The sequence below is a fragment of the Comamonas aquatilis genome (genome assembly GCF_965139575.1).
Lineage (GTDB): Bacteria > Pseudomonadota > Gammaproteobacteria > Burkholderiales > Burkholderiaceae_C > Comamonas > Comamonas aquatilis.
The window spans coordinates 441,936-453,994 of record NZ_CBCSIW010000002.1 but is presented as its reverse complement, the minus strand read 5'-3'; the positions used below and the strand labels follow the sequence as shown (position 1 = coordinate 453,994).

At 56.2% G+C, this 12,059-nt stretch carries 15 protein-coding genes and 1 pseudogene; 5 read left to right on the top strand and 11 right to left on the bottom strand.

All coding sequences use genetic code 11. The features are described 5' to 3' along the window. Window positions 1-296 precede the first annotated feature (296 nt). Window positions 297-659, bottom strand: coding sequence for a hypothetical protein (locus ACNAZA_RS05015; protein WP_415795340.1), 363 nt, complete (start codon window positions 657-659; stop codon window positions 297-299). Further along, window positions 634-1,011 carry a DUF4131 domain-containing protein gene (locus ACNAZA_RS05010; protein WP_415795339.1) on the bottom strand — a complete coding sequence of 126 codons (378 nt, stop codon included), beginning with the start codon at window positions 1,009-1,011 and terminating at the stop codon, window positions 634-636. The genes ACNAZA_RS05015 and ACNAZA_RS05010 overlap by 26 nt, the downstream gene beginning before the upstream one ends. On the opposite strand from ACNAZA_RS05010, the gene ACNAZA_RS05005 reads away from it, so the two are divergent. Further along, window positions 974-1,657: a DUF2971 domain-containing protein gene (locus ACNAZA_RS05005; protein ID WP_415795338.1), complete on the top strand. Its 684-nt coding sequence runs from the start codon at window positions 974-976 to the stop codon at window positions 1,655-1,657. The genes ACNAZA_RS05010 and ACNAZA_RS05005 overlap by 38 nt on opposite strands. Here the strand turns inward: ACNAZA_RS05005 and ACNAZA_RS05000 are convergent. The 4 genes from ACNAZA_RS05000 to yhhA form a co-directional block, all read right to left on the bottom strand. Beyond that, a complete protein-coding gene (locus ACNAZA_RS05000) occupies window positions 1,654-2,322 on the bottom strand; it encodes an aKG-HExxH-type peptide beta-hydroxylase (RefSeq protein ID WP_415795337.1) in 669 nt (222 codons plus the stop codon). The genes ACNAZA_RS05005 and ACNAZA_RS05000 overlap by 4 nt on opposite strands. Window positions 2,323-2,426: 104 nt before the next feature. Beyond that, window positions 2,427-3,041, bottom strand: a complete 615-nt coding sequence (gene yhhC / locus ACNAZA_RS04995; RefSeq protein WP_415795336.1) for a cyclophane-containing peptide 2OG-Fe(II) oxygenase YhhC — start codon at window positions 3,039-3,041, stop codon at window positions 2,427-2,429. After that, on the bottom strand, window positions 3,010-4,197 hold the full coding sequence (yhhB, locus tag ACNAZA_RS04990; protein ID WP_415795335.1) for a cyclophane-forming radical SAM/SPASM peptide maturase YhhB: 1,188 nt from the start codon (window positions 4,195-4,197) through the stop codon (window positions 3,010-3,012). Before yhhB ends, yhhC begins: the two co-directional genes overlap by 32 nt. Beyond that, entirely contained in the window at window positions 4,166-4,351 is a 186-nt protein-coding gene (gene yhhA, locus ACNAZA_RS04985; RefSeq protein ID WP_415795334.1) for a YhhA family cyclophane-containing RiPP, read from the bottom strand. The genes yhhB and yhhA overlap by 32 nt, the downstream gene beginning before the upstream one ends. A 931-nt stretch (window positions 4,352-5,282) precedes the next feature. Here yhhA and ACNAZA_RS04980 point away from each other — a divergent pair. Beyond that, a complete protein-coding gene (locus tag ACNAZA_RS04980) occupies window positions 5,283-5,570 on the top strand; it encodes a hypothetical protein (RefSeq protein WP_415795333.1) in 288 nt (95 codons plus the stop codon). 12 nt (window positions 5,571-5,582) lie between these two features. On the opposite strand, the gene ACNAZA_RS04975 is transcribed toward ACNAZA_RS04980, so the two are convergent. Further along, window positions 5,583-6,767 (bottom strand): Fic family protein, encoded by a 1,185-nt coding sequence (locus tag ACNAZA_RS04975; protein WP_415795332.1) that lies wholly within the window; start codon window positions 6,765-6,767, stop codon window positions 5,583-5,585. A gap of 133 nt (window positions 6,768-6,900) precedes the next feature. After that, a complete protein-coding gene (locus ACNAZA_RS04970) occupies window positions 6,901-7,368 on the bottom strand; it encodes a hypothetical protein (RefSeq protein WP_415795331.1) in 468 nt (155 codons plus the stop codon). 114 nt (window positions 7,369-7,482) lie between these two features. On the opposite strand from ACNAZA_RS04970, the gene ACNAZA_RS04965 reads away from it, so the two are divergent. Together ACNAZA_RS04965 and ACNAZA_RS04960 are read left to right on the top strand one after the other, a co-directional pair. Continuing rightward, window positions 7,483-7,743, top strand: a complete 261-nt coding sequence (locus ACNAZA_RS04965; RefSeq protein ID WP_415795330.1) for a helix-turn-helix domain-containing protein — start codon at window positions 7,483-7,485, stop codon at window positions 7,741-7,743. Between the two features lie 204 nt (window positions 7,744-7,947). Next, window positions 7,948-8,094 (top strand): annotated as a pseudogene (locus tag ACNAZA_RS04960) (IS5/IS1182 family transposase); the annotation flags it as partial. Window positions 8,095-8,143: 49 nt separating this feature from the next. On the opposite strand, the gene ACNAZA_RS04955 reads toward ACNAZA_RS04960, so the two are convergent. Next, window positions 8,144-8,952 (bottom strand): IS5 family transposase gene (locus tag ACNAZA_RS04955; RefSeq protein WP_415795362.1). Its coding sequence is split into 2 segments (ribosomal slippage): window positions 8,144-8,259 and window positions 8,259-8,952, totalling 810 coding nucleotides; the frame shifts between segments, so codons are not numbered across the junction. A gap of 187 nt (window positions 8,953-9,139) precedes the next feature. Then, window positions 9,140-10,087 carry a tyrosine-type recombinase/integrase gene (locus ACNAZA_RS04950; protein WP_415795329.1) on the bottom strand — a complete coding sequence of 316 codons (948 nt, stop codon included), beginning with the start codon at window positions 10,085-10,087 and terminating at the stop codon, window positions 9,140-9,142. Between the two features lie 113 nt (window positions 10,088-10,200). On the opposite strand from ACNAZA_RS04950, the gene dusA reads away from it, so the two are divergent. Beyond that, window positions 10,201-11,226, top strand: coding sequence for a tRNA dihydrouridine(20/20a) synthase DusA (gene dusA, locus ACNAZA_RS04945; protein ID WP_415795328.1), 1,026 nt, complete (start codon window positions 10,201-10,203; stop codon window positions 11,224-11,226). Between the two features lie 132 nt (window positions 11,227-11,358). Here the strand turns inward: dusA and rpiA are convergent, their stop codons facing one another. Then, complete coding sequence (gene rpiA / locus ACNAZA_RS04940; RefSeq protein WP_415795327.1) at window positions 11,359-12,051, bottom strand: ribose-5-phosphate isomerase RpiA; 693 nt, start codon at window positions 12,049-12,051, stop codon at window positions 11,359-11,361. Window positions 12,052-12,059 lie beyond the last annotated feature (8 nt).

The window sequence follows — 12,059 nt, the reverse complement described above, 5'->3', positions numbered from 1 at the left end:
CTGGCGAATCGTGGCTCTGACACGCAAGCCAAGCTTGATATAAAGCTCAACTGCACGAATCCTGTCTGCGTATGAGTACATGAACTACCTCCTGGTAGTCCAAGTTTTTGTCCGCATCCCCACCGGGGGCTAGTGGGTCACTTCTGGGTGGAAATCAACAATCAGGCATAGGTAATTTCTCAACTGAGTCGGCCTGCTGTGAATCGACCAGCTTTTTCTAGATAGCCGAGTGCATGAAGACGCACGTCGTTATCTGCTGAACCAGAAAACTCTATAGGGACGCTTGTGTTTCACGTTCAACTAACCGTTATGAACGACCCATAACCAGCGAAATGCATCATCAGATGCGCCACGCCCGTCTGGCGAAACAGCGTCCAGTCCTTGCGCTCAATCGCCTGCTGATCGCCCACGGCCAGAGCGGCCACCACACCCAGTGCCGCCTGGCCACGCTCGGCATTGGCACCGCTCAACCATAGTTGCAGCAGCGTTGACAGAGCCTGAATGCGGTCACGCAGCCACTGCCGCCAGCGCTGCAGCGGGTATTGCGCAGTCACGGCCAGAAGCTGTGGCGCAGGCTGATCGCGCACATAGCCCGTGGCCTGCACGCCCTGCTCCCAGGCCCGCAGCTCATAGTCAAAAATGAGGGTTGCGCGCCCCATGGGGGCGCTTGATGCGTACCGTAAAGCGCCAGCGCTGACCGGGACTCAGCGCCACACCATTGGCCCAGGTGGGAATGAGGGGCTGACCGGCATCCAGCTCCTTGCCGAACGGTCCATACCAGGCCAGCTCCATCACCGGCGGCAAGCCCTCCGCCGTTTGATCGACGACAAAGCGCCAGCGCTGGCCGTTCGCCTGGTTCTGCAACATGCTGGCAATCCGGCCGTGGGCAATGACGCCGCCATGCTGCCGCTGCAGCTGCTGGGCATAGAACCCGTGGCCGTGCATACGGTGCAGTTCTCCAACCACACCAGCTATGGCGAATTCAAGGGCCAGGTCTTCACGCCCGCCCATGTGCAGGATGTGCTGGACGGCGTGCTGGCGCGCTGCGTGCTTTTCTCTTCAGCCCGACAGTCTGAACCTGTGGAGGTTCTACGGACGCAACGGAACTGGGTTCAGCATTGTCAGCCCGATGGCGGTGTTCGAAGCAGAGTCCGGAGATGGGATGCTTAGGGGGCCGTGGGCGAAGACTAGACGTGCCGCAGCAAAGTTGGCCCTGTATTTGGTTCGATACCAAGACGATCAGGTAGCTAGCACGCTTGGCGAGCTTGAAAAGGCCCTCAGGCCACTAGCGGAAATCATCAAACACACCGGACCAGACCGCGCGAGACGGCTCCGAGAAGTCGCCATAGCTGTGATGAGCGACCTTCTGTACCTTTACAAAGACGCCCAATACGCAGATGAGAAGGAGGTTCGGGCGATCGAGGCAAGGACGCTTGGCGACCCCGAGATCAAAACTTTCAGGCCGAGTGATAAACCCTACGAGAAGCTCTATGTGGAAACGAGCGCTTTGCTGTTTCGCGAGGCGGGTTCGAAGGTCATCATCGGCCCGAAAGTTGACGAGGCTGATTCGGTCGAACTCCACCTTCGGCACCGGCTGGCTCAGAACGGTTGGAGCGCTTCATGCTTAGTCGACAGGTCCAGGGCCAAATACCGTTAGGCCAGCAGCCGGCTTAGGAACTGTTGCCCCTCTGCTGTCAGGTGGTCGACAAGCGAGGCAGGGTCGAGTTGCCCGACTTCTTCGCCGATTTCCTTGTGCCGCTTTTCTGCGTAATCCGCGGCCTCTTGAGAGGTCTTGGGAAGCAGAGCGAGCCATTGATCGATGACCCGGAATACGTACAAAGCATGCATCAGGCCCGAGACAGGACGCTGGGAATCCTTCCAAGGCGAGTAGTGAAGGCCTTGGTCAACCTTTGCGATGGGAACAAACCGCTCAATCAGCGACAGCTGTAGGTGCATCGCTTCGTGCACTAGAGCTTCGGTTGTGCGAAGGTCCGCAAATCGACCTTTAGAGACGTTGAGAAACACCGAGAACGGGATGAGCGGGTCGCTGTAGCTCACGTCATACCCCGGCTCAGATACCTCCAAGATGTGGACGCTCTTGGCGAGGGCGCCGACCGTCGCCTGCAACGAAAGCACTTGCTGAAGCAGGCTAAGCGCTCTCTCTAGGCCTGCAAGCCCTTCGGTGGCAATCGTGGCCTCGTCAGCAAAGGACGCGCCCTTTGATGCCAGTTTTTGGGCGGCAAGCGGCGCGAGCAACTCGACGGAGAGGTTGAGCTCAGCGGCGCCTTTGGAGGTGACTTGCCAGACCTTCGAGGGGGGCACCGAGGCAATCCACTGAGAGGTTGAGTACCCCTCCGAACGCATCCCCGATTCCCGCATGAGTCGTTCAGCGAGACCCGGCCACCACAACGGCTCAGTAGGGGCTCTTAGGCAGAGCTCGACGTGTTCGCGGACTGTGAGCACTTCGCACGGGGGAAAAATGAGAGCACTAGCGTATACCGGTCGCCTGCTTGGATAGGCGTCACCGCGTGCAGGGAGGCTTGAGAGATCTCGAACACGACTCCGGTGTTGTGCACTGGACGAAGGATGCGATGCACATCCGAGGGGTCATTGCTGTTGAAGAAGCAGAGCAGCCCTCCGTTTGCGTCCTCCCAACCACGATTGAGCTGAATCAGGAGCCGATGCGACTCTTCCCCAGGGATGAAGTCGTTGTGAATTTTGATGCGCTGCCCATGCGTCAGCCGGTGTGCGGTGATGTCGATCCGCGCTGAAAGCTCGACACCAAAGCGGCTCTCCATGTGCTGGCGCAACTCATCCAGTGCGTCGGACGAGAAGGCCTCTGCCAGCGAGGCTGGAAGCACGGCGTCGTCAAAGCTGAACTCGTGCTGCTCGTAGAAGTCTGCGACTCGAAGCTTCCAAGGAGCGCCATCTTCCAGCCACTCAAGCATGGAGCTCGCTAGGGTCGGCTCCATGCATCCTGCAATCAGGCCGTAGCGAAAAGGCGAGAGCTCAAGCGCTTTGGATTGCGATGCGAGGATCAATTTTCAATCCCTCGTTCTGCAGCCGTGAGGCCACTTTGGATATCAGCGCCTTCTGGTCATTGCAGTAGACAGAAGGGTTGTCGTACTCGGCTCCGCTCCTCCAGCGGTGCAGCGGCATGCCGCCGCCACAGACTCGGAGGTAAGGGCAGGCTTTGCAGGTTGCGGAGGTCGGCCGCTGCAGGTCGTGGTACATCTTGAACTCAACAGACCCAAAAACATCAGCCAACTTGCTTGCCTTGACCGACCAGGCCTCGGTGAACTTGTCGGCACCGTTGAAGGAGCTCTTCAACGTGTCGTTCTTGCTGATCGTGCCATCGGTCTCGACGATGGCGATGCCGTACTCAGCATCGCCCAGGCCTTCTTTGATGCCGTGGCCACCGAGTGACAGCTTGATGATGTCATCCAGGAAGCGAACGCGCGGAGGATTCGGGTCGGCTAGATAGACATCCAGCAGGCAGCTCAGCCAGTCCCCGTACTCGCTTGACTCGAATGACTCCTTGCCGTACGGCATATTGCTGTGATTGCCGTCCCTGTAAAGGAAGTCAATCGACGGAGCGCCTAGTTCCTTGAAGTACTCGTAGACTGCCTTCGGGTCGCAAACTGGGTCGATGACTGACAGCAACCCTGCATAGAGGAACTCTGAGTCGGAATGGCTTCGCAGGACATTGATGCCGGCAACGACGCTGTCGTGCGTGCTCTCCCCCTTTTTGCCTAAGCGAAACCGGTCGTTCACAGGCTTCGGCCCGTCGAGGCTCACAGAGACCGATACCTTGAAGCGCGAGCACAGGTCCGCAATCTCTGGCGTCAACAGCATGCCATTGGTCTGCATGCTGATGGGGTAGCGCGCGGGCAAGCTGTCCCGCAAGGCGGTCAGCAAGAACTCAAGGCGTCTGGCACCCATCATCAACGGCTCGCCACCATGGAGCACTGTGGCGAAGAGCTGGTCCTGCTGGCTAGCAAATTCCTTGATGGCATCTGCGAGCGCGGTAATGGTCTCGCGGGAAATGAGGGCAGGCATGTCCTGCCACCCGTCGTCGCCCATGTTGTAAACGTAGCAGTAGGTGCAATTGATGTTGCACCTACTGGCCACCTTCACTAACACGGTGTCGATGCGCATAAACTGATCAGCGGTTGTGGCGGTTGTGCGTGCGGTCATAGGCCCTGCCAACCATCGGGTCGTCGTGGCGAACCTCTTCGACCAAGCGGGCCAGCGCAGCACTGGACAGCGTCTTCACATCCACGTCGAACAACCCGCTGAATTCGGATTGCGGCGCGACCGCTGCCAGTGCTTCAAACGATGCTTCGTACATATTGTGTCTCCCGGAGTGGAATATAGATCTATTTTAGATGATCAATAAAAAAATGCAATACCTGAATTTCTCTTTTTAAATCAACGACTTACGAGCGTTGTTGACAATATTGATGAAGTTTCATTTCTAGAAAATTCAACTAAATCAACGAGTTAAATGATCCTATTTTTATGCTTGCGTTTGCTGCGACCTGTTACCTCGGGGCGATCCTCGGGTGCAGCGCCAGCAGGGCCCCTTGCCTGACCCGCCGTAGCGATGACGGCGATGCCCCTGTCAGCGCCGGCGCGTCTCCCGACGGGGCTAAACAAAGTACAGGTTGGAACTTGAGGGAGCGCTGACGCTTGCCCAAGGACGCGGCGGCGGTTAACCCGCCGAGCGAGGACTTGTCAGTGTGCGGTCGTGACCGAGGTTTGATTGACTGGCTTAGCTGTGTCAGCAGCACGGGACGAATGCAGCCAAGTCATATATGGCTGGGCGCCTCAATGACCGAGATGCGGCCAACACCGTGAAGTCGACAGCCGCGAATGACTGACCGCAACCGCTGCACATCAGATATTGCAGTAGTAGCTCGAACGACAGCAACGGGTGGCGAATTCAACCGGTCGATAACGCCACTTCATATCCCGTGAGAGCGGACATTCGGCCCCATCTTGACTGCTGTCCGCTACCCACCAGAAACCAGCCTGTGAGGGTTTCTTAACGATGTACTTGGAATGGCTGCTATCTGGCTGGAGCAGGCAGTTCGGGCAGCCGACATGAGCTGCAGAAATCGCTGCAAACCAGCCTTAGACAGTCAATATTCCAAGCGCAGCAAAGGTTGATTCCTTTCGGTGACAACACTGAGCGGAGTTCTGCTAAAGGGCGAGTTGACCCTCATCTTGCAGTCGGTTGATAGAATATTTCTGTGCTCTTGGCATTTAGGTGGATAGGAATGGCCTCTAAAAAATTGACCACCCAACAGGCTGATATTCGCCAGAGTCTTCTGTACCGGCTAGCTCAGCTAACCGGGGCTTCGGGTCACATTGATCCCTTAACTCCTGCGGATTTGGACCAGGTTGAGAGCATGCACGCCGCTCCGACCAAAGCTAATCGCCCGATAGTTGTGTTTCGTGGCAAAGCTAAGACCGTTACTCCTGAGGAGAAAAAACGTTTCAACGCAGCTGCACGGGATCCCAAAAATAAGGATCGCAAGGACTATCCGGTAATCGACATCCTATGAGTCAACTCGACCCTAGAAAACTGCCCCAGATCCTAGAGACAGCTTTCTGCACCTCTCATGCACAGTCAAGTGGTATCGACGGGCTTTGCCAGCGCCGAGGGTAAAGAGTTGCCCTGAATTCACCAACGCGGAAAGATCTCGCGTTGCTGTAGCTTTAGATACGCCTGTTAGTGCCATGTATTTTTCAGCGTTTAAGCCATCAGGGGCTGTGCGACTCGCTGTATCTAGCAAGAGATGAAGCACTCGCTTCTGACGCTCGTTCAGAGCGCTTTCTTGGGCTCTTTCCCAGAAGCGACGCTTTTCAATAACTTGGTCGATGTTCTTGATTGCAATGGCACACGCCTTGGTGCTTTGGCCTATGAACCACTTCACCCAGTCACTCACTTCTATGGCTCCACGCTGGGCTGAATTCAAGGCGCCGTAATATTCGCTCCTTGCAGTGAACAACTGGCATGACAGACTGTACAGCCCGGTTGTCTCCCGCAAACTCTGAGCCAGAGCCATGCTCACAATGGCCCGTCCAACTCGACCATTTCCGTCTTCAAATGGGTGGATGCATTCGAACCAGAGATGAGCAATTGCTGCTCGCACAAAGCCGTCAACGTACAAGCCTTGGCGTTGCGTTTGGGCTGGTTTCGTATCGTCAAACCATTTCAGAAAGCGCGCGATCTCGTTGGGTACTTCCGATGATGGAGGAGCTTCATAGTGAACAACCTCTTGTCCATGTTTGCTGCTCACTATCCGCATGCGCCCGTGGCCATCCCTGAAGCGTCCAAGCACCCACTTTTGGGTGCAGGAAACTTCTCCTGGGAATAACGCAGACTGCCAGCGACACAGTCGGTCAGCGTCCAACGGCTGATCTGCATGAGATATGGCATCGTCAATAACGTCAACTAAACCATCGACGTTTCGGCTATCCGTCCTGCGCGAGGTGAATTCATGCTTGCGCACCACCGAGGAATGCACAAGCTCTCGCGGAAATCGCACCCCTTCGATGGCAGCCGTAGAGATGACCTCATCGACGAGTGCATCCAACGCAATCTGTTGGAAACTCTCAAATCCTATGGCTTGCGACTTTCCTTCCAGCATGCCGTGCATCCAATGGGCTTCAGCCACCGCAGGAGCAACCAACGTACTGTTATAGGCAAATCTCGGCCACTCAGAACGCTGCCAAATCCATTTGGGATTTTTGATCATGAGCCGCAATATAGCAAATACGGCTCAAAAAATGAGCCGTATTTAAGCAGCCAACCAAAGGGTGAGCTACGGAATTCATTGCTATCGAGTGTCCTGACCGTGTGATGCAGCACCATCAAGCTGTCACGCAGCCTTACGCACTCATCGGCGGTGATAGTTTAGAAATTGGGCGCCAATTTGTTAATTGGTCAAGCGAAGTACGAAACAAGGAATCCACAAAATAGCCGCCGTTGGCTTTTGCAAAAATCTTGGCCTGGATTCCTGCATCGGCGGGTTCATCCGCCTCCCAAACTTCCGTCAGCCTGTCGATGCACCAAGCGGCACCACCATGTTCACTCTCCACCGGAAACATTAGAGATATGGACTTTGGAGTTATGCCATCTACGGCGCTCTGCTGATAGAGACCTAGCGCATCATCGCTACGAGACAACATTACGGTGCGAATCATTGTGCATTCACTGTCGTGCTCGGCCGCCTGCGAAACCTCGACGAGGTACAAGGCATGCCGCAGCTCGATCTCAATAGCAGTCCACACCGCCATCCCGGTTCCTGCGTAAATGTTAGAGAGAGGGTGTTTGTTGTCTGAATGAGTGAGAAACATTGGCTTTACCTGGACACTCACCCTTCTGATCGCAGTCGATCTGTGAATGTCAATAGGCGATTTTCGCATATTCATAACGCAACAACACAGTCGGGTCTCTTTTTTGAGACCTGCATGTACAAGACGCTTTATTCAAAGGGCAATAAGGCCTTCCTTGAATTACTCACCCAAAGCCGCTTAGATGCCGGCTTGACCCAGGTTGAGCTTGCCTTGCGGCTCCAAGAAGATCAAAGCTTGGTAAGCAAAGTTGAACGCGGAGTTCGCCGCCTTGACGTCGTAGAACTCATGCTGTGGTGCCAAGCACTTGAGATGCCAATGACAGAGTTTGTGCGTCGTTTGGAAGCCTCAACGGCTGAACATATAGGAATGGGATAAGAGCTATGGCTTTCTTATGTGCCATGGAAAGCCGATCACAGCACCGCTCGTGGTCTCCAAAGACGGGACACGGATCGCTCACTCCACGGCCATCTCCAAGCTGCACTGAACTTGTTACGGAAGAGTTCAACTCGCTGAGTTCGACGGCTCACCTTCGGCTTAGCACTGATGCTGACAGTTGAGCTGTTTACATGTGAATACCGCGAAGAGGCAGTCCACTGCATCAAGAGATTGGGTGAGTGAGTGATGTCTCGAACCTTTGAACACTAGGTTAATGAGCTGCATATCCGGGCAGCTATACTGAATCGATTTACAGAACTGGGTCGTCCTCAGACGGCAGCCGTGGCATAGCCACGGCTAGGTTTTTGGGGTAGTTCGCTTCTAGCAGCATTTAGAGCGGCTAACACCACCGGTCCACGAAGCGCGCACAGATGATCGCTGCCGCCAACTTCGGCAACGCTTCGTGGATATCCAGCCGTCGTTCAAAGCGGATTCGTAGCTTGCCAAAGCCTGCAACCATCCGTGCGTCCGCTCCACCACCCAGCGGTGCTTGCCCAGCCGCTCGCTGCTTTCAATCCCCCGCCTGCCAATCCGGCTTACAATGCCTCGCTGCCTCAAGTGCTGGCGGCAACGCTTGCAGTCATAGCCTTTGTCGGCGTGCAGTTTTGCTGGCCTTTTACGGGGTCGCCCTGCCAGGCCTGCAACCGCAGGAATCGCATCCACGCAATTCTCAAACATCTTGGAGTCGTGCCTTTTCGCACCGCTGACGAGGATCACCAACGGGATGCCTCTGCCATCTACAACGATGTGTCGCTTGGAGCCGAGCTTGCCTCTGTCTGTGGGATTGGGGCCTGTTTCCCGCCCCCCCAGGGGGCTTGGTACCGAGGAGCCATCAATGCTGGCCCGGCCCCAATCAATCTGGTCATGCTCACGCAGCCGCGCCAGCATAGCCAGATGCAATTTCTGCCAGACGCCGCTGGCATTCCAGTCACGCAAGCGCCGCCAGCAAGTCATGCCGCTGACGTATCCAAGGGATTGGGGAAGATCTTCCCATGGAATGCCTGTTTCCAGCACAAACAAGATGCCGTTGAGGGCAGCCTCATCGCTCACTGCGACCTTGCGCGCACCGCCTTTGGCAGAAGACTCGAAGGCTGGGATTAGGGGTTGTAGCTGTCGCCACAGTTCTTTGCTTACGGGTCGTCGTGCCATGAGGGCAGCGAACATAACTGCTTTGGGTGGGTCTTCAGACGAAGTGGTGTTAGCCACTCTTATGCAACAGCGCCGCTTGGCACTAACATCATCTTCCGATGAGGGGGCGCTGCTTTGCGCAACACTCTACGTTGATGCGTTCAGTCCAATGCGTTGTATAGAATAAGGTCTATTTTAAGAAACACTCTCAATGTTGGGAGAACTCATGTCGTAAGTCATGAAAACGCAGATCCGGGATGTTCAAAAGCTTGCACGCTCGCGTGAAGCTGGAGCTAATGCTGCGATGGTTATAGGGAAAGACAAACCCGTCAGCCTGCCCTGAATCGATACGTCGCTTGATTAGTTCCAACGCAGGCTCCAGCATCCGAAAACAGCGGCGATTACCTGTCTTGAGCTTGGGGTGCTTCACATCGTCTAGCCAGCCCACGCGACTCTCAAAGTCCACGTCAGCGACCTTGAGCGTGGTGATCTCCTCCTGGCGCCGCGCAGTCAGCAGCGCAAACTCCATGATCTGCAGCATGGGGACCTTCGCCCGAACCTCTTGCTTGCCAAAGTACTCCCTGAGAGCAGTCTCTTCCTCAGGCTTCAGGCGGCGTATGCGGCGGCGTGGCTTGGCTATGACCTTCAGCCGCAGCAGCTCTTGCTTGGCTGCATCAAGCTCCTGTACCAGCTTGTTCATGCCATAGCGAGTGACAGCCCCCAAGCAGGCCTGGCGCAACCAGACGATGTCATTGAGTACTGTGGCCGGGCCTGCCTCCTCTTCGGTACGCCGCCACCTTGCGTAATCAACGAAGTCAATGGCACGCAGATGCCGGGCATCACGGTGCGCCAGCTTGGCTTTCTGGAGACGGGCGATATCGGCAGTCTTGGACCGCCCCCATGCCACGATGCCTTTTGCATCACTGACATAATCCTCAAGTATCTGCTTAAGAGTGACGAGTCCTTGCACAGGCTGGCCAGTGGCCTGAGCCTCCTCGATTTCCGATTCGCGGCGGCGCAACCATTCCTGCGCAAGGGCACGCCGCGTGAATGTCTTGGACTCTGAGTGAGTCAGCTCTCCGTCTTCTTTCAGGCGGATCTGAGCCCGGAACGCTACAACGCCCTTGGCACTCTTTCTCAAGGTGATGGTCCCCATCAGTGCTCCATGAAATTCGTGGTGCACCAATGTAGCATTCAGCATCAAAAAACCCGGCAAAACGGGGTAAAACAAGGTCAAATTTTAGTGCACCACAAGGCACTTTTCATAGTATGAGCACCGAACAAATCGTTAAAAAACAACTAGATAGCAACATGTGGCGTATGTCGGTGGCCCCTATGATGGATTGGACCGACAGGCACTGCCGTTATCTGCACCGCCTGCTCAGCCAGCACACCTTGCTCTACACCGAGATGGTGACCACCGGTGCCCTGATCCATGGCGATGTTCCGCGCCATCTGCGTTTTGATCCTAGCGAGCACCCTGTTGCCCTGCAACTGGGCGGCAGCGAGCCTGCCGATCTGGCGCAAAGCGCCCGTCTGGGTGCGCAATGGGGCTATGACGAGATCAACCTCAACTGCGGCTGCCCCAGCGAACGCGTGCAGCGCGGCTCGTTTGGTGCCTGTTTGATGAACGAAGCCAGTCTGGTCGCCGATTGCGTCAAGGCCATGGTGGATGTGGTGGACGTGCCCGTCACCGTCAAGCACCGCATCGGCATCGACAAGATCGAGAGCTATGACTTTGTGCGCGATTTCGTAGGCACGGTGGCCGATGCAGGCTGCGAGGTGTTTATCGTCCATGCCCGCAACGCCTGGCTCAAAGGCCTGTCGCCCAAGGAGAACCGCGAGATTCCGCCGCTGCGTTATGAGATGGTCAGTCAGCTCAAAAAAGACTTCCCCCAGCTCACGATTGCCGTCAATGGCGGCATCAAGTCCGATGACACCGTGCTGGAGCAGTTGCAGCAGGTCGATGGCGTGATGGTGGGCCGTGAGGCCTATCACAACCCCTGGTGGCTGGCCTCCTGGGATGCGCTGTTCTATGGCGACGACAGCAAGGAGCGCACGCGCGAAAGCGTGGAAGAGCAGATGGTGCTCTATATGGAGCGTGAAGCCCGCGAGCATGGCACGCACTGGTACTCCATTGCCCGCCACATGCTGGGCCTGCGCAACGGTCTGCCCGGTGCCCGCCGCTGGCGCCAGACCTGGAGCGACCACCGCCTCAAGACCCTGCCCCCGCACGAGGTGATGAAATTGGCGCGCACCAAGCCCGCCGACCTACCGGAAGTCGCTATCAGTTAAATAGCTGCTTTCGCTTGTTCAGCAATGGCTATAGCCTGGTTTCATTAGAAATAAGATAAAAAACCCTGTCGGTGAAGTTCACTGACAGGGCTTTTTCAATCAAGCCAGGAAACAAGCCTGGAGACGCTGTTTTTAGTATTCCAGCGTCTGCACGCCTTGCGCCGTGCCCAGCAGGCACACGGCAGCTTTCTGGTGAGCAAAGACACCCACCGTTACCACGCCTGGCCACTGGTTGACGTCGGACTCAAACGCCAGCGGATCGGCAATCTTCAGATTGCGAACATCCAGAATATGCTGGCCGTTGTCGGTTACCAGGGGCCCGCCGTCCTTCATGCGGATCTGCGCATTGCCACCCATGGCTTCGAAGCGGCGAGCAATCTGAGCTGCAGCCATGGGAATCACTTCCACGGGCAGAGGAAAGTTGCCCAGCACATCCACGCGCTTGGACTCATCGGCAATGCAGACAAAGCGCTCAGCCAGAGCTGCCACAATCTTCTCGCGAGTCAACGCAGCGCCGCCGCCCTTGACCATGTGGCCTTTGCCGTCAATCTCGTCAGCACCGTCGATGTAGACGGCCAGGCTGTCCACTTCGTTGGCATCGAACACCTTGATGCCCAGCGCCTTCAGGCGCTCGGTGCTGGCCACGGAGCTGGAGACAGCGCCTGGAATCTGATCCTTGATGGTGGCAAGTTCATCGATGAACTTGTTGACCGTGGAGCCCGTGCCCACGCCCACAATAGAGCCGGCCACCACGTATTTCAGCGCGGCTTGTCCGACCAAAGTTTTCAGTTCATCTTGAGAAAGGGAAGCAACAGGTGTCGTCATGAGGGAAA